Here is a 20995-nt window from a genome sequence, read left to right as displayed (position 1 = left end):
CTTGAGTGAAGGCAAGATTCGCTTAAGAAGAGAATCCGGGTTTGTAGCTCAGCTGGTTAGAGCACACGCTTGATAAGCGTGGGGTCGGAGGTTCAAGTCCTCCCAGACCCACCAAGAACGGGGGGCATAGCTCAGTTGGTAGAGCACCTGCTTTGCAAGCAGGGGGTCATCGGTTCGATCCCGTTTGCCTCCACCAATACTGTACAAATCAAAACGGAAGAATGGAACAGAATCCATTCAGGGCGACGTCACACTTGACCAAGAACAAAATGCTGATATAATAATCAGCTCGTTTTGATTTGCACAGTAGATAGCAATATCGAACGCATTGATCTTTAACAAATTGGAAAGCCGAAATCAACAAACAAAGACAAAGCGTTTGTTTTGATTTTTTATTCTTTGCAAAGGATAAAAAATCGCTCACAAGAGAAAAGAAAACAAACACAGTATTTGGGTGATGATTGTATCGACTTAATCCTGAAACACAAAAGGCAGGATTAAGACACAACAAAGCAGTAAGCTTTATCAAAGTAGGAAATTCAAGTCTGATGTTCTAGTCAACGGAATGTTAGGCAAAGTCAAAGAAGTTCTTGAAATGATAGAGTCAAGTGAATAAGTGCATCAGGTGGATGCCTTGGCGATGATAGGCGACGAAGGACGTGTAAGCCTGCGAAAAGCGCGGGGGAGCTGGCAATAAAGCAATGATCCCGCGATGTCCGAATGGGGAAACCCACTGCATTCTGTGCAGTATCCTAAGTTGAATACATAGACTTAGAGAAGCGAACCCGGAGAACTGAACCATCTAAGTACCCGGAGGAAAAGAAATCAACCGAGATTCCGCAAGTAGTGGCGAGCGAACGCGGAGGAGCCTGTACGTAATAACTGTCGAGATAGAAGAACAAGCTGGGAAGCTTGACCATAGTGGGTGACAGTCCCGTATTCGAAATCTCAACAGCGGTACTAAACGTACGAAAAGTAGGGCGGGACACGTGAAATCCTGTCTGAATATGGGGGGACCATCCTCCAAGGCTAAATACTCATCATCGACCGATAGTGAACCAGTACCGTGAGGGAAAGGCGAAAAGAACCCCGGGAGGGGAGTGAAACAGAACCTGAAACCTGATGCATACAAACAGTGGGAGCGCCCTAGAGGTGTGACTGCGTACCTTTTGTATAATGGGTCAACGACTTACATTCAGTAGCGAGCTTAACCGAATAGGGGAGGCGTAGGGAAACCGAGTCTTAATAGGGCGATGAGTTGCTGGGTGTAGACCCGAAACCGAGTGATCTATCCATGGCCAGGTTGAAGGTGCCGTAACAGGTACTGGAGGACCGAACCCACGCATGTTGCAAAATGCGGGGATGAGCTGTGGATAGGGGTGAAAGGCTAAACAAACTCGGAGATAGCTGGTTCTCCCCGAAAACTATTTAGGTAGTGCCTCGAGCAAGACACTGATGGGGGTAAAGCACTGTTATGGCTAGGGGGTTATTGCAACTTACCAACCCATGGCAAACTAAGAATACCATCAAGTGGTTCCTCGGGAGACAGACAGCGGGTGCTAACGTCCGTTGTCAAGAGGGAAACAACCCAGACCGCCAGCTAAGGTCCCAAATGATAGATTAAGTGGTAAACGAAGTGGGAAGGCCCAGACAGCCAGGATGTTGGCTTAGAAGCAGCCATCATTTAAAGAAAGCGTAATAGCTCACTGGTCGAGTCGTCCTGCGCGGAAGATGTAACGGGGCTCAAATCTATAACCGAAGCTGCGGATGCCAGTTTACTGGCATGGTAGGGGAGCGTTCTGTAGGCCGATGAAGGTGCATTGTAAAGTGTGCTGGAGGTATCAGAAGTGCGAATGTTGACATGAGTAGCGATAAAGCGGGTGAAAAGCCCGCTCGCCGAAAGCCCAAGGTTTCCTACGCAACGTTCATCGGCGTAGGGTGAGTCGGCCCCTAAGGCGAGGCAGAAATGCGTAGTCGATGGGAAACAGGTTAATATTCCTGTACTTGATTCAAATGCGATGTGGGGACGGAGAAGGTTAGGTTGGCAAGCTGTTGGAATAGCTTGTTTAAGCCGGTAGGTGGAAGACTTAGGCAAATCCGGGTCTTCTTAACACCGAGAAGTGATGACGAGTGTCTACGGACATGAAGTAACCGATACCACGCTTCCAGGAAAAGCCACTAAGCTTCAGTTTGAATCGAACCGTACCGCAAACCGACACAGGTGGGCAGGATGAGAATTCTAAGGCGCTTGAGAGAACTCAGGAGAAGGAACTCGGCAAATTGATACCGTAACTTCGGGAGAAGGTATGCCCTCTAAGGTTAAGGACTTGCTCCGTAAGCCCTGGAGGGTCGCAGAGAATAGGTGGCTGCGACTGTTTATTAAAAACACAGCACTCTGCTAACACGAAAGTGGACGTATAGGGTGTGACGCCTGCCCGGTGCTGGAAGGTTAATTGAAGATGTGCAAGCATCGGATCGAAGCCCCAGTAAACGGCGGCCGTAACTATAACGGTCCTAAGGTAGCGAAATTCCTTGTCGGGTAAGTTCCGACCCGCACGAATGGCGTAACGATGGCCACACTGTCTCCTCCTGAGACTCAGCGAAGTTGAAGTGGTTGTGAAGATGCAATCTACCCGCTGCTAGACGGAAAGACCCCGTGAACCTTTACTGTAGCTTTGCATTGGACTTTGAAGTCACTTGTGTAGGATAGGTGGGAGGCTTTGAAGCAGAGACGCCAGTCTCTGCGGAGCCGTCCTTGAAATACCACCCTGGTGTCTTTGAGGTTCTAACCCAGACCCGTCATCCGGGTCGGGGACCGTGCATGGTAGGCAGTTTGACTGGGGCGGTCTCCTCCCAAAGCGTAACGGAGGAGTTCGAAGGTTACCTAGGTCCGGTCGGAAATCGGACTGATAGTGCAATGGCAAAAGGTAGCTTAACTGCGAGACCGACAAGTCGAGCAGGTGCGAAAGCAGGACATAGTGATCCGGTGGTTCTGTATGGAAGGGCCATCGCTCAACGGATAAAAGGTACTCCGGGGATAACAGGCTGATTCCGCCCAAGAGTTCATATCGACGGCGGAGTTTGGCACCTCGATGTCGGCTCATCACATCCTGGGGCTGTAGTCGGTCCCAAGGGTATGGCTGTTCGCCATTTAAAGTGGTACGTGAGCTGGGTTTAAAACGTCGTGAGACAGTTTGGTCCCTATCTGCAGTGGGCGTTGGAAGTTTGACGGGGGCTGCTCCTAGTACGAGAGGACCGGAGTGGACGAACCTCTGGTGTACCGGTTGTAACGCCAGTTGCATAGCCGGGTAGCTAAGTTCGGAAGAGATAAGCGCTGAAAGCATCTAAGCGCGAAACTCGCCTGAAGATGAGACTTCCCTTGCGGTTTAACCGCACTAAAGAGTCGTTCGAGACCAGGACGTTGATAGGTGGGGTGTGGAAGCGCGGTAACGCGTGAAGCTAACCCATACTAATTGCTCGTGAGGCTTGACTCTATCATTTGAAGAACTTCAAGAGATAAAAGCTTACTGACTGATTCAGTTATTACCGAATATATTGATTAAGGCTTTACCGATTTGTAACAGTTTAAGTTTGGCGGCCATAGCGAGTTGGTCCCACGCCTTCCCATCCCGAACAGGACCGTGAAACGACTCAGCGCCGATGATAGTGTGGTTCTTCCATGCGAAAGTAGGTCACTGCCAAACACCCTTTCAGAAAACCCCCGATTATTCGGGGGTTTTTGCTTTGCCCGGAAAAAATGTCGGGGATGGCGGGACAGTATCCGTACGGCGTCCGGTCGGGTTTGCGGAGGAACGGCTTGAAACTTTGGGATATTCATTTTAGAATGACCCGTTTTATCGTCGCAAGATGCGGTTTATTGTTTGCAACCCTTAAAGGAAAAACCATGAAGAAAATGTTCGTGCTGTTCTGTATGCTGTTCTCCTGCGCCTTCTCCCTTGCGGCGGTAAACATCAATGCGGCTTCGCAGCAGGAGCTGGAGGCGCTGCCGGGCATAGGCCCTGCGAAGGCGAAGGCCATTGCGGAATACCGTGCGCAAAACGGTGCGTTCAAGTCTGTAGACGATTTGACCAAGGTAAAGGGCATCGGCCCTGCGGTGCTGGCGAAGCTGAAGGATCAGGCTTCTGTCGGTGCGCCCGCACCAAAAGGCCCAGCCAAACCAGTGCTGCCCGCGGATAAAAAATAGAGTGGGAAATATGCATACTGCTGAATGGGATAGTAAGTCTGTTCAAAGAAATATGTTGAATAATCTGTTCTTATTGGAAGTAAAGTAATGACTGATAATCGGGGGTTTACGCTGGTTGAATTAATATCAGTGGTCTTGATATTGTCTGTACTTGCTTTAATTGTTTATCCGAGCTATCGCAATTATGTTGAGAAAGCAAAGATAAATACAGTGCGGGCAGCCTTGTTAGAAAATGCACATTTTATGGAAAAGTTTTATCTGCAGAATGGGAGATTTAAACAAACATCTACCAAATGGCCAAGTTTGCCGATTAAAGAGGCAGAAGGCTTTTGTATCCGTTTGAATGGAATCGCGCGCGGGGCCTTAGACAGTAAATTCATGTTGAAGGCGGTAGCCATAGATAAAGATAAAAATCCTTTTATTATTAAGATGAATGAAAATCTAGTAACCTTTATTTGCAAGAAGTCCGCCAGTTCGTGTAGTGACGGGCTGGATTATTTTAAAGGAAATGATAAGGACTGCAAGTTACTTAAGTAGGCTTGTTTACAAATCGATCGATAGTGTTTCAGTATTTGTGCGGTTTTCCGCCTTGATGGAATGAAAATCGTGTAATATTAAGCCTATAGTTATGACTCGTAATCTGTATCTGGATTGTTTCTGGATAAAAGAATAAACCCAATCGTTGGGTCGTTTGGGTTTATTTCATTGATTGACAGAAGTTTTTTAATAAATGGAAAGACAACGCCTTTTTTAGGGGATGGTTTTGTTTTTCTCTCTGATATTGCCTATAGGTTTCTGCCCCTTCCATTCTAAATATATTATCCGATTCGGATAAGTCGAATAGGGCACTTGATGCTAAGCCGATTACAAGTCGTTTCGATAAATCATAGGACATAATAAGGATATCTTTAGCCGTGGATTTATGGGGTATAGTAGCAAAAATTGTATAGGGGTGTACATTACTCATCTGAAAAGGTGAACAGATTTTATAATGCCGTCTGAAGATGTTTTCAGACGGCATTTTGTTTCCAATTCGTTATAGGCTTGTATTTTGCCTATGTAATATAGTAATTTAAGGTATGTTTGCACCTTTAGACATAAGGGCAATCGCAGCTTTCGTCTTTAATATACAAATCACTATCCAGCTTCAGCCATACCCAATAGTTTTCCAAACCGCATACCTCCGCCCGATAACGCCCGGCGGAAGTTTTTCGGACATCGCGAACCTTGCCCTGCTGAAAATACAAAAGGCCGCGTTCGGCGATATGGGGCGGGAACAGGTGAGGAGGGTGGATACGGGGCATGGTTGGCTTCCAAGAAGTTGTTGAAATATGGGGAGTTTACTGGTTCGGGCGACGTTTGGGGAGGGGGTGGGAATTCTTGTTTTGGGAAGTGGAAAAAGGTCGTCTGAAAATGGGTTTCAGACGACCTTTCTGTGAAGTGTGCATTTGAAGACATCCGCTCGTTTGGAGGAAATTAAGTTCTGCTTATTTAGATGCATGAATTTTAATAAAATCTCAAATTATTTTTGATAAGCAATAAATTATATGTTATATAAAGTTAGTTCTCACTAGTCTAATTATTTAAATAGAAATGAAAAACAGTAAGTTAAAGGCGGTTGATTTTTTCTGTGGCGGAGGTGGAATGAGCTATGGAATGCAATCCGCCGGTATTCAGGTTTTAGCCGGGATAGATTACGAACCCAGCTGCAAAGAAACATATGAAGCCAATATAAATGCCAAATTTATACAGGCTGATGTTTTTGAATTGCAGCCTGAAACCTTGGAAAAAGAACTCGGGTTAAAAAAGAATGATGATGATTTGATTCTTATAGGTTGTAGTCCTTGTCAATATTGGAGTGTTATTCAAACAGACAAAAGAAAATCGGAAAAATCCAAGAGTTTGCTTTTGGAGTTTCAGCGGTTTGTAGAATATTTCAATCCCGGATATGTTGTTGTAGAGAACGTACCGGGAATTCTGAGCAGAATGAAAGAAAGCAGGCTTGATAATTTCATAAAGTTATTGGAAGAAAAAGGATTTACCGTCCATTTCGGTATTCACAATACGGCTGATTACGGAATTCCCCAAAGCCGTAAAAGATTTACGTTAATTGCAAACAGAATAACCAAAGAAAAGCTGGAACCAGTCAAGTATTCGGGCAAACGGCTTACGGTACGCGATGTTTTGGGAATGGAAAATGGCTTTCCCAAAATTATTGCAGGACACCAAGACGAAACGGATTTTATGCATAGCTGTGCGGGATTATCTGATATCAACTTGAAACGATTGGCTTTGATACCTAAAAACGGAGGAAACCGTTTGGCTTTTGCGCATATTCCCGAATTACAGCTGGAATGTTTTATCGGAAAAGACAATAGTTTTAAAGACACGTTTGGTAGGCTATGGTGGGATAAGCCCGCACCTACCATAACGACCAAATTCTTTAGTATTTCCAACGGGAGGTTTGCCCATCCTGAAGAAGATAGGGCGTTATCACTGCGCGAAGGTGCAACATTGCAATCGTTCCCTCGTAACTATGTCTTTAAAGCGGGCAGCAGGGACAAGATAGCCCGTTTGATTGGTAATGCCGTTCCTCCGATGTATGCGGAAAAAATAGGCAGGGCAATTGTTGATAATATCGAATGTTAGAAAAGGAGAAAACATGTCTGAAGAAAAATTGAAAATGAGTTTCGAGCCAACCGTAATCGAACATTTGGGTGTAAAGATGTATTCGCACACTGTTCCTGCGATTGCCGAGTTGATAGCGAATGCCTACGATGCATGTGCTACGGAAGTGGAAGTTAGGTTATTCGATAAACCGGAGCATAAAATCGTTATTAAAGATAATGGTATAGGAATGAGCTTCGATGAAATCAATGATTTTTATTTGAGAATCGGTCGGAACAGAAGGGAAGAAAAACAAGCCTCCCCGTGCGGAAGAATTCCAACGGGTAAAAAAGGCCTTGGTAAATTGGCATTATTCGGGCTTGGCAACAAAATTGAAATTTCTACTATCCAGGGAAACGAAAGGGTTACTTTTACTTTGGATTATGCAGAGATTCGAAGAAGCAAGGGTATTTATCAACCGGAGTTTCGAAAAGAATCTGTTGAATCCAATATCGAAAGCGGGACAACCATAACTTTAACCGAACTGACGAAAAAGCAAGGATATCCGTTAGATAATTATGTAGAGCATCTTTCCCGCTTGTTTGATTTTCCGGCTCAGGATTTTAAAATCAAAGTAAGCTTGAACGGCTCTGAACCTAAAATCATTGATGGAAATCTAAAATATGATCTTGTTACCCCACAATTCGAATGGGAATACCAGGATTTAGCAACCAATATTTCATCGTTATCTTCAAAATTCGAACAGTATGAATACAGCGGATTAATACAAGGTAAGTTCATTACAACGGAAAAACCTTTAAAGAATAATATGAAAGGTATTACCTTGTTTGCCAACGGCAGAATGGTAAATATGCCCGAGTTTTTCACTGATAGCGAATCCAGCCATTTCTATTCATATTTGACTGGATGGCTGAATGTGGACTTTATAGATAATGACGATGAAGATTTAATTGCTACCGACAGGACATCATTAGACTGGAAGCATTCAAAAACCTCAAAATTACGTGTTTTCCTTGGGGAGATCGTCCGAGCCATCGGGCAAGATTGGAGAAAAAGAAGAAAAAAAGAGAAAGATGACGAAGTGAAAGGCGAAAGCGGAGTTGATATCGAAGATTGGAAAAACAAATTGCCAGAAAAGGAAAGGGAACCAGTAGAAGTTATTTTGAATCGTTTGGAAGATTCGGAGCTTACAAATAAAGAGCAAGCGGAAGTAATCTCTGCCTTACATAGTATTATTCCAGAATATCCTTACTATCATTGGCGGCATTTGCATCAGGATTTGCATACTGCCTGTAATGATTTTTACAATGAAAAGAAGGATTATTTAAGTGCTGCAATCGAGGCAGTTAAAGTTTTCGAAGATAAGGTTCAGAAGCAAACAGGTCTTCATAGCATAGACGGAAGAGAATTGATTGAACAAGCTTTCGGGAGTAAAAATTCTATACTTCTATTAACGAATAACAAAACGAAGGCGGAACAAAATTTAGAAGATGGTCTTGAACAGCTTGCATGCGGAACATGGACTGGATTTAGAAATCCTGTACAACATGAGTTAAGAGCAAATTTATCTCCTAGTATTTTTAATGATAAGGATGCTTTGGATTTAATAAGCTTGGTTTCGTATTTGTTAAGAAAAGTGGAACAGACAAAAAAACGATCGAAGGTGGTATCTTCCAAGTAATTTATGACCGATATTTTCACTACATCCAAACGTTCTTTCGTGATGTTAAAAATCCATAGCAAAGAAACCAAACCGGAAGTATTGGTAAGGAAATTTCTTTTTTTCCAAGGTTTCCGTTATCGGAAAAACGATAAACGCTATGTAGGCAAACCGGATATCGTTTTGTCGAAATATAAAACAGTCGTGTTTATACACGGCTGTTTTTGGTACGGGCATTCTTGTAATAAAGGACATATCCCGAAAAGCAATACGGATTTTTGGTTGGAAAAAATCACAAAAAATTGCGAACGTGATATTAAAAATGAAACCGAGCTGGAAAAGATCGGTTTCAAAGTGATTGTCGTTTGGGAGTGCGAATTAAAAAATAAAGCTATTTGTAGGGAGCGATTAAATCGGTTGGTCAGGGAAATAAAAGATGCCGTCTGAAAAAATTAGACGGCATCTTCCTTTAATTAAGATCCTCCCACTCTTTCAACAGCCGCTTCACCGACACCGGATACGGTGTCTTCAATTCCTGCGCGAACAGCGACACCCTCAATTCTTCGATCATCCATTTAAACGCGGTGAGGTCGTCTGAAACGGGTAGTCCTTGTTTCACCAAACCGTCGTTTTTTTCCTGCCACATTTGTTCCAATTCCTGTATATCGGCTTCGCGGGCTGCGTCGCGGGCGGGGTTGCTGCTGTATTTTTCGAGGCGCAGGGTCATGGCTTTGAGGTAGATGGGGAGGCGCGGCCATTGTGCCCACGGGGTGCGGGTGGCGAAGCCGGCGGCGAGCAGGGTTTGCAGGCGTAGTCTTAGAAGGTGGGTCAATGGGTGTTTGCCGAGTTTGCCGTTCAGTTCGGCGTAGGCGGCGGCGGTTTCCTGCAGGTAGCGGCTGAGGGCTTCTTTGACGGCGGGCAGGCGGCTGCGGGCGCGTTTGATTTGTTCTTTGAAGGCTTTTTCGTTGCGCGGCAGCTCGTCTTCGCCGATAAAGGCGCGGTCACAAACGGCTTGGGTGAGGTCGTCGCGCAGGGTGTCGGCGTTGATGTGTTTGAGCAGCATGGCGGCTTGGGTAAAGCCTTGGATGCCTTTGTTCAGGTCTTTTACCTGCTCTTTTAATTGCAGCTTCATCAATTCGATGACGCCTTGACGGTGTGCCTGTTCGGCAGCTTCGGTGGTGTCACACAGGCGCAGGGCGATGCGGCCGTCTTTTTCTTTTTGCAGACCGAGGTAGCCGGTGAGCTGTTGTTTGCCGCGGGCGAATTTGATGGATTCGGGCAGGGTACCGATATCCCATGTGGTAACGTTGTCGCGCTCGAATTCTTGGGTGTTGTCGCGGAAGGTGACGGCGGCGGCTTGGCCGAGCTGTTGTTGCAATTCGTGCAGTTTGCGGCCGCCGGCAAGCTCTTGTCCGCCGTCGTCGATGATGAGCAGATTCAGATAGCAGTGTTCGGGCAATTCTTGCGCCGCCCATGCGTCTTGGTCGATTTGCTCGAAAATCCGCATATCGCCTGCGCTTTTGGCGATAAAGTGCGCCAACTGGGGAATAATGACCGCTTGGCGGTCGGGATTGCTTTCGAGAAATTTGGTGATGAAATCGGGTACGGGCACGCAAATGCGGCGGATTTGCTTCGGTAGGGCTTTAATCAGCAGCTGGATTTTTTCGCGCAACATACCGGGCACCAGCCATTCGAGCGACGGCGCGTGCAGGCGGTTGAGGACGGTCAGCGGCACGGTCATGGTTACACCGTCGAGCGGATGGTGCGGCTCGAAGCGGTAGGAAAGTTTGAACTTACCGTCTGCGGTTTGCCAGAATTTGGGGAATTGCTCTTCGGTAATGTGCGCGGCAGCGTGTTGCATCAAATCGTCGCGGCTGAGGAACAGCAGGCGCGGATTGTCGCGCTTGGCGGTTTTGAGCCAGGCTTGGAAGGTACGGATGTCGGCGAGGGGGAGGGGTTTCAGACGGCCTTTTGGGGGTGCAGGCTGCTTTTTGGGTTTGGGGTCGTTTGAAACCGCTGAAGCTGCGGCACTCTGTTCCCCCTCCTGTGGGAGAGGGTTAGGGAGAGGGTTTGCTGTGGTTGCGGAGAAGTTGGTTTGAGAGGCAACTGTTTTGCCCTCTCCCCGACCCTCCCCCACGGGGGAGGGGGCGGTTTGTTGGGGATTTGCAGGATGCAGGTCGTTTGAAACCGCTGAAGCTGCGGCACTCTGCTCCCTCTCCTGTGGGAGAGGGTTAGGGAGAGGGTTTGCTGCGGTTGCGGAGAAGTTGGTTTGTGCGGCAACTGTTTTGCCCTCTCTCCGTTCTTCCCTCGCGTAGGAGGGGGCAGTTTGCTGGGGATTTGCAGGACGCAGACCGTCTGAAACCGCATCCGCCGTATAAAAATCGGGCAGCCGTTCGTGATAAAACGCAAACAGGGCTTCGTCGTCGACCAATACGTCTTGCTTGCGCGATTTGTGTTCGAGTTCGGTAATTTCTTTAATCAGCTTTTTATTGTGGACAAAAAAATCCGCTTTCAAATCGCATTCCTGCGCCACCAACGCGCTGCGGATAAAGATTTCACGTGCTTCTTCGGGCGCAACTTTGCCGTAAGGCACGGGGCGGCGCGGCAATACGGTCAGGCCGTAAAGCGTCACGCGTTCGCTGGCGACGACTTCGCCGCGTTTTTGTTCCCAGTGCGGCTCGAAATAGTGGTAGCGGACGAGGTGCGGGGCTTCCTGCTCAATCCATTCGGGCTGGATAACGGCGACGTCGCGCGCATAAAGTTTTGTCGTTTCAACGAGTTCTGCCGCCATCACCCATTTGGGTTTGGCTTTGAACAGGGCGGAGGCGGGGAAAAGGTGGAAACGGCTGCCGCGCGCGCCGGTATAGTCGTTGCCGTCGGGCGATTTCATGCCGACGTTGGCGATAAGGCCGGTGAGCAGGGCGCGGTGGATTTGTTCGTAGCCCGCTTCTTTGGCGGCGCGGATTTGGGCGCGGTGTTGTTTCTTATCCAGTTGTTTTTGTTTGCGTTTGGCGGATAAGTCTTGATCGCCTTGGTTTTCAGACGACGTAAGCTGCTTGATTTCGGAAAGTCGTCTGAAAGCCGCTTCCTTGGTGGTCAAACCCATTTCAATCGCGGTTTGGGCAAGCTGGTGGTGCAGCTCGCGCCACTCGCGCATCCGCAGGTGCGACAGGAAATATTGACGGCACCACTGCACCAACTGCTTGTTGGACAAGCCCTTGTCGCGCTCGCGCTGGAAGCTGTCCCAAATGTTCAGATAGGCAAGAAAGTCAGATTGCTTGTCGGTAAAACGCTCGTGCGCCTTGGCGGCGGCATCGCGCGCTTCCAGCGGCCGCTCGCGCGGGTCTTGAATCGACAGCGCGGACGCGATCACCAATATTTCCGCCATGCAGTCGTGCTTCTTCGCCGCCAACAAAATGCGCGCGATTTTCGGGTCGATGGGCAGGCGCGCCATTTGTTCGCCGAGTTTGGTCAGGCGGTAACGCGTGTTGGTACCGATATGACCCGAACTGTTTTGCAGGCCGTCTGAAACATTGGCCGGATTGGATCGTGCATCCATGCCTGATCCGCGTACTTGGTTTTTCATATTTTGCATAGTCTTGTCGGTCGGGCATCTTCCCCGACATCATCTAAATTTGTCTTTATTGGTTTTTACGCCACTCATTGCGGATAAACATATTCCGCCTTGCCGTCGCGAATGTTCAAGCTGCCTGCATCACCCGTAATCAGGTTGCCCGTTACCGAGCCTTCGCGACAACCTGAAACCGGCATATCGTAGCCCAACGTGTGAATCAGGAACGTTGAAAGCTGCTGATGGAAGGCAATCTCGCAAGGCGCAAAAGCCTGGTTGGCAGCCTGTTGCACGGCCTTATCCGGGCTGTACAACACCAGCGGCACGAGATAGCTGTCGGGCTGCACCGTGCCTTGATTGTAGATATCTTGGCGAACATACTGGCCATGATCGGAGGTATAGGCAAACAGCTAGTTGCCGTCAGGCTGCTTTTGCAGCTGCTCGAATACGGTTTGAATCATTTGGTCGGTTTTGTGGATGGTGTTGTCGTACTTATCCACAATATCGGCTTCGCCGAATACTTTATCTTGAGGCTGCAACAATGCGCCGTATGGGGCGTGCGAACCGCGTTGGTGCAACACGATAAAATGCCTGCCCTGCTGCAAATTGATTTTGTCGAACAGCGGCAGCAGCTTCTCATCGGGCATATTGTCGCCGTTGCCGTAGCCAAGCTGCGTCGGCTGAATCAGATGGTCTATCCATTTCTTACCGATTAAGTTCAAAATTGCCATTTGGTTTTCAGCCTGAGCACTGTAAAAATACGTCTCATAGCCCTGCTCTTTGGCGAGGCGGAACATATTGGTATCGCCGCCGCTGATTTGTTCCAAGCCGTTGGCATGCGGTATGACGTTAAAGAAACTGGGCAGGGATACTGCCGTCATAAAGCCTGCGGAATAACTTTGTTTCACAATCGGCTTAAAATCGGCTTGCGAAAGCTGGGTCAAAAACGGCGAAGTTTCGCGCCCGTAGCCAAACAATTTCAAATGCGCCGCGCTTTCGCTTTCGCCCATAATCAGGACGATATTTTGAATACTGCCTTGCCCGATTCTGCTTGGAGCAGGCTGTTTGAACACAGGAATCTTGCTTAAATCAAACAACTGATACGGCAACACGCGTCCGACAAAATAACCGAAGCTGAAATAATTGGCTTTGATGCGGCTGTATGTCGGTTTGGGCGAAATACCGTGTTCTTGTTTCGTGTCGAACGAACGCACGAAAATCATCAGCATTAGGAAGGCAAACAGTATATCGGCAGAAAAATGCGTCTTACGGCGGAACTTGGCAAGGCTGCAAAACAACATGACTTCCAACACGCCCCACAACGCAGGCAGCCACAACTTATCCAACATCGACGCCCCTGCGCCGCCAACTTCGGTAATCTCTTTCAGCATCAGCCAATAATTAATGCCCGTTATCCAGCTTTGATAAACCGCGTAATGCACATTGTTGGCAATAATGCTGAACGCGAAAAACACCGCAATCAACAAACGCGTTGCCTTATAACGCGCAAACAGATACAGCGCAGCAATCACAAATGTCAGCGCAAACGTTTCTGCCATTTTTGCAGCCGGTAAGGTTTCAATTCCGAATACAAAGCGATAAGCAATTTCGCTGGCAGTAAGTAGGGACGAATACAGAAAGAGAACGAAAAGGGATTTTTTCATAATGGGAAGTTCACAATAAAAGTTGCAGTACGGGTTTTGGGGCTCGGCAACGGTATTCTTCAGCAGTTATCTGTTTACAGATTGTTTTTCAAAAAACGAGGTTGTCTGAAGAGGGTTTGTGGAGTTGATTAAGGGTGGTAGGTTGTTTTTGGTTTTGTAGGTCAGGCATAAATGCCCATCCTACTTGATATACACAATTTTAGTACCGTCAATACGTAGGACTTGGGTATCTTGTAAATGTTGTAGCAGTTTGTCAGTTTCTTGTGCATTGGATTTTGTGAGTGCCTGGATTGTATTGCGTAAAGTTTTGGTTTTATTAGGACGGTTCTTTAACGATAACGCGGCAATCACTTTTTTCCAAATAATTTCATCAGGTTCCCATGCGGTTTTTTTAGGCTGCTTGGGCGTTGGCTGTGGTTTAGGTTCAGTAAACGGTGCATATTCAATTTCCCCATTGTTTTGGCGGATCAGGTTTTGGTCGCGCAAATGTCGCGCAAAGGATTGAATGTCGTTGGTACCGACTGTTAAGTGAAGTGCATCTGCTCGGTTTTGCACGACGGCTTGAAAATCAGCGTAGGTTTTGGGACGTTGGCTTAAAATATGGCGTTGGATTCTTTGTAACAAATCATTATCACTGAGATGGTAGGAAACGGTTTCCTGTTCATCAATGCTGATGAAGTTTTGTGCTTTGAGTTTATTGATAACGTTAGCAGTGGTTATTTCGCATTCTTCATCGGTTTTTTCTTTAAACAAATCACTCAAAATATGCTTACGCAGATTTTGTCGCAGGTTATGCAGGCGGCAGGGGCGGAAAGCGTCGGGGCGGCGCAGTGCAGTTAGGGCTGCTTGGAAATAGGAAGTTAATGGTTGCTGTGGTTTGAGGGTGGTTTCAGGCTGAGGAGTGTTTTCCAGCAATGCTGACGGCGGTTCGGTAGTAATTTTCTGATGTTGTACTTCATCTATATTGGCTAGGCGCACGATACCCTTCGCCTGGTGGTTTTTCAAAATATGTTCGACCAGAACATCGTATCCTCCATCACGCGAGAGTATGCCGATTTGGGCATTGGGGTCTGTGGCGGTAATTTGTCCGAGGTAATAGGACAGGTAAAAATCCAATGCGTTTTTCCCCGTTTTTTGTAACTGGACAAGATGGACACGTTCGCCGAAACGTAGTAGGGATTGCACCAGACTAATAGGTAACATTTTGTGTAATACACCTATAAATAGCCAAATATGGGTATTTTCGGTTGGTAATTTGTCTAAGTTTTGCGGCTGGACGTTTTCAAAATCGATGAGTAAGTGTTTCATGTTTTTACCGTGTGCAATGTTGTAGGTTGGGCATCTAGATGTGCCGTAGTTTTATCGTTTGTTGGTCTTTGTCAGGTAGAAGTGTATATCCTACTTGTTTTCAGACGGCCTCTACCGCCCCCAATTCCAGCAATACCTGAAAACCGTCATTGATATACCGCGAATCGGGCATTTCTAAAAATGGGAATGCCGCCACATCGCCCAGGTTCAGCGATGCCATGCGCAGGATGACGGCGGCGAGGTTGCTGCGGACGATTTCTGGGTCGGTAAATTCGGGGCGGCTGTTGAAATCTTCTTCTGAAAACAGTCTGATACACACGCCTGCGGAGACGCGTCCGCAGCGGCCGGAGCGTTGGCGGGCGGCGGCTTGAGAGATTTTTTCGACATGAAGCTGCTCCACCTTTGCCCGTGCGGAATAGCGTTTGACGCGCGCGAGGCCGGTGTCGATGACGTATTTGATGCCCGGCACGGTAAGCGAGGTTTCGGCGACGTTGGTTGCCAATACGATGCGGCGTTTCGCGCCTGAAGGGTGGAAGATTTTGTGCTGCTCGGCGTGCGACAGGCGTGCGAACAGGGGAAGGATTTCGTCGTTGCGGCGCAGTGTAGATTTGCGTAAGGCTTCGGCAGTTTCGCGGATTTCGCGCTCGCCCGGCAGGAATACCAAAATATCGCCTTCGCCGTGTCGCGCTAATTCGTCCGCCGCATCGACAATCGCGTCGGTCAACTCCACTTCTGCGTCGTCTTCGTCTTTGCCGGTCAGCGGTCGGTAGAGGATTTCGACGGGATAGGTGCGTCCGCTCACTTCCAGCACGGGCGCGCCGTTGAAGTGTTGGGAGAAGCGTTCTGCGTCTATGGTTGCCGAGGTGATGATGACTTTCAAATCGGGGCGGCGCGGCAGCAGTTGTTTCAAATAGCCCAAGAGGAAGTCGATGTTCAGGCTGCGCTCGTGCGCTTCGTCAATGATAATCGTGTCGTAGGCGGCGAGATAACGGTCGGTCTGCGTTTCCGCCAGCAGGATGCCGTCGGTCATCAGCTTGACGCAGGCATCGCGCGAGGTGTGGTCGGTGAAGCGTACTTTATAGCCGACCGCGCTGCCGATTTCGGATTTCAGCTCTTCGGCAATCCGCTCTGCCACGGAGCGCGCGGCCAAACGGCGCGGCTGGGTATGCCCGATCAGCCCCGCCGCCCCACGCCCGAGTTCTAAACAAATCTTGGGCAGCTGCGTGGTTTTGCCCGAACCGGTTTCGCCGCAAATAATCGTTACCTGATGCTCGGCAATGGCTTTTTTGATTTCGTCAAGTTTCTCGTGAACGGGCAGGGTGTTGTCGAATTCGGGTTTGGGCAAGGCGGCCAAACGTTTCAAAAAGATTTCGTGCGATTTTCGGTATTTTTCCTCGACTTTGGACAAGCCGCCGTATTTGTTGGGATTTTTGAAGGCGGATTGCAGGAAGTGGCGGTCTTTGGAGAGGGTTTGGGCGAAATTGGGGGACATATTTGTGTGCGGGTACGGTAAAAATGAAATTATAGCAAACGCTTTGGTTGGGTTCGGGCAATATCGGGATGGGGAAATGCCGTCTGAAAACCGCATTCTGTCGTTCAGACGGCATTGTTGCTGAAATTTCAAGCGGCGGCGGAACGGTATTCAAATCAAGGCGGCTGCCGGCGTTTGATCGGGGGCGTTTTAATTTTCAGACGGCATTCCCGTTTTGCTGTTTGCTGTTTGCGGTCTTGCGGGCGCATTGCCGGTTTGGGCGGCGGTTTCTTGAAGCACGCGCTGGCGGAAGCGCATTCCCGATGCGTGGTAGAACGGACGCGGCGAAAACTGGCGCGAAACCTGCGAGGCGAAAATGCAGGCAATCAGCATCCAAAACAGCAGGCTTTGTCCGCCCGTCATTTCCATGACGACGACGGCGGAAGTAATCGGGGATTGTGTCGCGCCCGCCAGAAATGCCGCCATGCAGATGAGGACGATGATGTTTGCACCCTGCGATATGTCGGCGATGGCGGCGATATGCTCGCCCAAAACCGCGCCTATGGTCAGCGAGGGAGTGAAAATGCCGCCCGGAACGCCTGCCCAATAGCTGAATACGGTGGCGAGCCATTTGGCGGCGGCGAGTCCGAAGGGGGCTTCGTAGATGCCGTGCAGGGCTTGGGCGGCTTCGTGGTAGCCGGTGCCGTAGGTTTTGCCTTGGTAGAACGTGCCGAGCAGGGCGAGCAGCAGCCCCATCAGTGCCGCCAGCAGCAGCGGACGGTTGCGGATGAAGCCGCGTATCTTGCGCGGTGCAAACGCCGCCGCACCGCGATAGAGCAAACGTCCGAACAGCCCGCCCGCCGCGCCGCAAACCAGGCCGGACAGTGCGACCCACAGAAAGATATGTTCCAATACGCCGCCGTTGAAGCCGGAAAAATACGGGTTGTTGCCCTGAATGGCGACCTGTATGAAACCGGAGGCGAGCACGCCCAAAAGAATTTGCCTCTCCCAGCGCAACATGATGCCGCGCCCGAGTTCCTCAATGGCGAAAATCACGCCCGCCAGCGGCGCGTTGAACGCGGCTGCCAAACCGCCCGCCGCGCCCGCCGCCATCAAATCGTTTTCCTGCATCCCTTTGAATGCCAAGCCGTGTTTCTTGCACCACGCGCCCCACGCGCCCCACGCGCCCATCACTGCCGCGCCGACCTGCACGGACGGACCTTCGCGTCCGATGGACGCGCCGAACAGCATACCCAAAAAGGTTAGCGGAATCTTCAGCAGCGTCTGCCCGAGGCGGATCAGCCGCGTTTTCTGTGCGCCGTAGGGCAGCGACAGTGAGGCGATGACCTGCGGGATGCCGCTGCCGGCGGTGAAGGGGGCGAATTTGCGTGTGAGCCACGCAATAAGCGGTAAACCCAAAGGAAGCGCGACCCACGCGAACCACGGGTATTGTTGAACCAGTTTGGCGTTCAGTTCCAGCGCAAAATCGGCAAGATGGGCAAAAAACAGCGCGGTCAGGGCGACGAGTGCCGAACCTGCCAAAAGGAACAGAAAGGCGATGCTTTTGCGCGACAGGCGGCGGGTTTGGCGGATTTTGCGGGCGAGGCGGCGGGGGAATGTGGAGGTCATGGTATGTTGTCCGGCGGTTCAGACGGCATTTTATAGTGGATTAACAAAAACCAGTACAGCGTTGCCTCGTCTTGCCGTACTATTTGTACTGTCTGCGGCTTCGTCGCCTTGTCCTGATTTTTGTTAATCCACTATATGTATGCCGTCTGAAGCCGTGTCGGGTCAGGAACGGTAGTCGGCGTTGATGGAAACGTATCCGTGCGACAGGTCGCAGGTATAGACGGTGGCGGCGGCTTGTCCGCGATGCAGCTTGATGCGGACGGTGATTTCGGCCTTCGACATTACCGCCTGCCCTTGTGCTTCGGTGTAGCTTGCGGCGCGTCCGCCGTGTTCGGCAACCAAAATATCGTCGAGATACATTTCCACGAGGTCGGTATCGAGGTCGGCAACGCCGGCATAACCGATGGCGGCGAGCAGCCTGCCGAGGTTGGGGTCGGAGGCGAAAAAGGCGGTTTTGACCAGCGGCGAACGTGCCACGGCGTAGGCGGCTTGGCGGGCTTCGTCGCGGGTTTTGGCGTTTTCGACGCGGACGGTGATGAACTTGGTCGCACCTTCGCCGTCGCGGACGATGGCTTGGGCGAGTTCGAGCGCGAGGCTGCACAACAATTCTTTGAGTTGGGCGTAACGCGGGTCGGCGATGTTGTCGATTTCGCTTTGGCTGTTTTTGCCGGTGGCGATGATGACGAAGCTGTCGTTGGTGCTGGTGTCGCCGTCAACGGTGATGGTGTTGAAGGTTTCGTCGGCGATTTCCTGCGTCATCAGTTGGAGGACGGGTTGGGAAACTTTGGCATCGGTGGCGATGAAACCGAGCATGGTCGCCATATTGGGATGAATCATGCCCGAGCCTTTGGCGATGCCCGTGGCGCGGACGGTGTGTTTGTCGCCGACCTTGCCTTCGCGCGAGGCGGCTTTGGGCACGGTGTCGGTGGTCATGATGGCGCGTGCCGCTTCGTTCCAGAAGGCAGGCTGCATTTTGGGCAGGGCGGCGATGATTTTGTCTGCGGGCAGCGGTTCGAGAATCACGCCGGTGGAGAAGGGCAGCACCTGGTTCGGTTTGCAGCCGATTTGCCGGGCGGCGGCGGCACACACTGCCAAAGCATCGATTCTGCCCTGTGCGCCCGTACCCGCGTTGGCGTTGCCCGTGTTGATGACGAGGGCGCGCACGCCGTCTTCGTCGAAAAGGTGCGATTTGGCGATGTGGACGGGCGCGGCACAGAAACGGTTGGTCGTGAAGACTGCACCGACGGTGCTGCCGGCGGCTACGGCAATCAGTGTCAGGTCGGTATGCCCGGGCTTCTTCACGCCTGCTTGGGCGGTGTAGAGGGCAATGCCGTCGATGTCGGGCAGTTGTTCGGCGGTTTTTTCGGTCAGGTTGACAGCCATAACGGTTCTCCTTGCGAGTGTGTCGGCGTTCAGACAGCATGGGCTGAAATGCCGTCTGAAACGGGTTCAAAATCCCAAAACGGGGATAAGCAGCGGCGCAATCAGCGCGGTCAGTACGCCGTTGAACGTCAGCCCCAGCCCCGCGTATGCCGCCATGCGGCGGCTGCGTTCGAGCGAGGCGGCAATGCCCATCGCGTGCGAAGCCGTGCCGAGCGACATTCCGACAGATGAGGGCATAACGACCGTGTTTTTCAACATTTTGTAACCGGCAATCTGTCCGACCAGGCCGGCAATGATGACGGTGGCGGCGGTAATGGCGGGAATGCCGCCGATGGAGCGGGTGATTTCGATGGCGATAGGATTGGTAACAGATTTGGACGCGAGCGAGAGGACGACTTCGCGTTCCGCGCCCAGCCATTTGGCAAAATACATCCCCGTAACAATGCCCGTAACGCTGCCCGCAAGCTGCGAAACGATGACGGGCAGCCATTGGTTGAAGATTTTACGGCGGTTTTGGTAGAGCGGCACGGCAAGCACGACGACGGCGGGCTTGAGCCAGAAATCGATAAACTGCGCGGCGTTGTGGTACACCGCATAATCGATACCGAGGATTTTCAGGTAGGCAATCAGCACGATAGTGCTGACGAGTACGGGGTTGCAGAAGATATTACCCGTGCGCGTGCGCACGATAATCGCAAGCGCGTACACGGCAAGCGTGAGGAAAAGCAGGATGCTCGGCTGCCTGAGGATTTCGTTCATCAGATAATGCTCCGTATCCAGCGGTGAACCTTGCCTGTAACCAGCAGTACGCACAAAGTGCTGGCGGAGGCGGAAACCAGTATCGAAAACCAATCGTCGGCAATCAAATCCAAATAGCTGATGACCGCCACGCAGGGCGGCACGAGAAACAACGTCAGATTCGCCATCAGCGCGTCGGTAAGCTGTTGCAGCCAAGACGTTTTGACCCAACCCGCCTGCAAAAGCGCAAACAGTACGCCCATGCCGACGATGCTGCCGGGCAGTTTGATGCCTGCTAGGAAAACGGCGGTTTCGCCGGTGGCGAGGCAGCCGAGGATGATGAGGAGCGCGCGGATGATGTTCATGTTGTGTGTCTGTCTTTTGACGGCGTTGTGATAAATCTTGTTAACTGTTTAATCATAACGTCAAATATGCCGTCTGAAAAGCCGAAGCCGCGCACAAACGCAAAAACGGCACGGATAAACCGTGCCGCAGCAACCGGGGCGTGTTCAGACTTTGCGGTAGGGATTTTCCAAACCTTCAATCAGCGCGAGCAGGTAATCGCGCAACTGACGTTCGCCGCAACCCATCAGCAGCGCGTCTTCAAACGCGTCTTGTGCCGTCTGATACAGCTCGGCCATATTTTCGGACATCACTTTGACCTTTTCGGTACAGGACACGATCTGTCCGTCATCGTCGTACCATTTGGGCATTTCGGGCATACTCATTGCGTATTCCT

Annotated in this window: 14 protein-coding genes, 2 tRNA genes, 2 rRNA genes and 2 pseudogenes; 9 read left to right on the top strand and 11 right to left on the bottom strand. The window is 50.2% G+C overall.

Features of this window, described 5'->3' with window-relative positions; all coding sequences use genetic code 11:
* Positions 1-37 precede the first annotated feature (37 nt).
* From IUJ45_RS05535 to IUJ45_RS05510, 6 genes are all read left to right on the top strand, one after another.
* Positions 38-114: transfer RNA gene (locus tag IUJ45_RS05535), tRNA-Ile, on the top strand.
* A gap of 6 nt (positions 115-120) precedes the next feature.
* Positions 121-196 (top strand) — tRNA-Ala (locus IUJ45_RS05530).
* Between the two features lie 406 nt (positions 197-602).
* A 23S ribosomal RNA gene (locus IUJ45_RS05525) occupies positions 603-3494 on the top strand.
* Between the two features lie 96 nt (positions 3495-3590).
* Positions 3591-3704, top strand: a 5S ribosomal RNA gene (rrf, locus tag IUJ45_RS05520).
* A gap of 35 nt (positions 3705-3739) precedes the next feature.
* A complete protein-coding gene (locus IUJ45_RS05515) occupies positions 3740-4204 on the top strand; it encodes a ComEA family DNA-binding protein (RefSeq protein ID WP_010981060.1) in 465 nt (154 codons plus the stop codon).
* 87 nt (positions 4205-4291) lie between these two features.
* Positions 4292-4741, top strand: a complete 450-nt coding sequence (locus tag IUJ45_RS05510) for a type IV pilin protein (RefSeq protein WP_002237378.1) — start codon at positions 4292-4294, stop codon at positions 4739-4741.
* Positions 4742-4830: 89 nt separating this feature from the next.
* Here the strand turns inward: IUJ45_RS05510 and IUJ45_RS11190 are convergent.
* Positions 4831-5099 (bottom strand): annotated as a pseudogene (locus tag IUJ45_RS11190) (5'-nucleotidase).
* Between the two features lie 196 nt (positions 5100-5295).
* Positions 5296-5508 (bottom strand): SWIM zinc finger family protein, encoded by a 213-nt coding sequence (locus IUJ45_RS05500; RefSeq protein ID WP_002234366.1) that lies wholly within the window; start codon positions 5506-5508, stop codon positions 5296-5298.
* Between the two features lie 289 nt (positions 5509-5797).
* On the opposite strand from IUJ45_RS05500, the gene IUJ45_RS05495 reads away from it, so the two are divergent.
* From IUJ45_RS05495 to IUJ45_RS05485, 3 genes are read left to right on the top strand one after another with little or no spacing between them, the layout of a single operon-like run.
* Positions 5798-6853: a DNA cytosine methyltransferase gene (locus tag IUJ45_RS05495; protein ID WP_002221681.1), complete on the top strand. Its 1056-nt coding sequence runs from the start codon at positions 5798-5800 to the stop codon at positions 6851-6853.
* A 13-nt stretch (positions 6854-6866) separates the two neighbouring features.
* On the top strand, positions 6867-8513 hold the full coding sequence (locus IUJ45_RS05490; protein ID WP_002237377.1) for a TIGR02391 family protein: 1647 nt from the start codon (positions 6867-6869) through the stop codon (positions 8511-8513).
* Positions 8514-8516: 3 nt separating this feature from the next.
* Entirely contained in the window at positions 8517-8939 is a 423-nt protein-coding gene (locus tag IUJ45_RS05485; protein ID WP_002246501.1) for a very short patch repair endonuclease, read from the top strand.
* A gap of 22 nt (positions 8940-8961) precedes the next feature.
* Here IUJ45_RS05485 and IUJ45_RS05480 read toward each other — a convergent pair whose 3' ends face one another.
* From IUJ45_RS05480 to IUJ45_RS05440, 9 genes and pseudogenes are all read right to left on the bottom strand, one after another.
* Positions 8962-12051, bottom strand: a complete 3090-nt coding sequence (locus IUJ45_RS05480) for a DUF3418 domain-containing protein (protein WP_002246500.1) — start codon at positions 12049-12051, stop codon at positions 8962-8964.
* A gap of 101 nt (positions 12052-12152) precedes the next feature.
* Positions 12153-13730, bottom strand: a pseudogene (gene lpt3, locus IUJ45_RS05475) (lipooligosaccharide phosphoethanolamine transferase).
* Positions 13731-13907: 177 nt separating this feature from the next.
* Positions 13908-15035, bottom strand: coding sequence for a PIN domain-containing protein (locus IUJ45_RS05470; protein WP_002218134.1), 1128 nt, complete (start codon positions 15033-15035; stop codon positions 13908-13910).
* 100 nt (positions 15036-15135) lie between these two features.
* Positions 15136-16527, bottom strand: coding sequence for an ATP-dependent RNA helicase HrpA (gene hrpA, locus IUJ45_RS05465; RefSeq protein ID WP_002247141.1), 1392 nt, complete (start codon positions 16525-16527; stop codon positions 15136-15138).
* 189 nt (positions 16528-16716) lie between these two features.
* Positions 16717-18135 (bottom strand): chloride channel protein, encoded by a 1419-nt coding sequence (locus tag IUJ45_RS05460; RefSeq protein ID WP_002249486.1) that lies wholly within the window; start codon positions 18133-18135, stop codon positions 16717-16719.
* 162 nt (positions 18136-18297) lie between these two features.
* Positions 18298-19518: a bifunctional glutamate N-acetyltransferase/amino-acid acetyltransferase ArgJ gene (gene argJ / locus IUJ45_RS05455; RefSeq protein WP_002235259.1), complete on the bottom strand. Its 1221-nt coding sequence runs from the start codon at positions 19516-19518 to the stop codon at positions 18298-18300.
* A 66-nt stretch (positions 19519-19584) separates the two neighbouring features.
* Positions 19585-20277, bottom strand: a complete 693-nt coding sequence (locus tag IUJ45_RS05450) for an LrgB family protein (RefSeq protein WP_002233187.1) — start codon at positions 20275-20277, stop codon at positions 19585-19587.
* Positions 20277-20621: a CidA/LrgA family protein gene (locus IUJ45_RS05445; protein WP_002240822.1), complete on the bottom strand. Its 345-nt coding sequence runs from the start codon at positions 20619-20621 to the stop codon at positions 20277-20279. The genes IUJ45_RS05450 and IUJ45_RS05445 overlap by 1 nt, the downstream gene beginning before the upstream one ends.
* Positions 20622-20765: 144 nt before the next feature.
* Positions 20766-20984: a hypothetical protein gene (locus IUJ45_RS05440; RefSeq protein WP_002214913.1), complete on the bottom strand. Its 219-nt coding sequence runs from the start codon at positions 20982-20984 to the stop codon at positions 20766-20768.
* Between the last annotated feature and the right edge of the window lie 11 nt (positions 20985-20995).

This window comes from Neisseria meningitidis, from assembly GCF_022869645.1.
Lineage (GTDB): Bacteria > Pseudomonadota > Gammaproteobacteria > Burkholderiales > Neisseriaceae > Neisseria > Neisseria meningitidis.
This window is presented reverse-complemented; position numbering and strand designations above follow the sequence as displayed.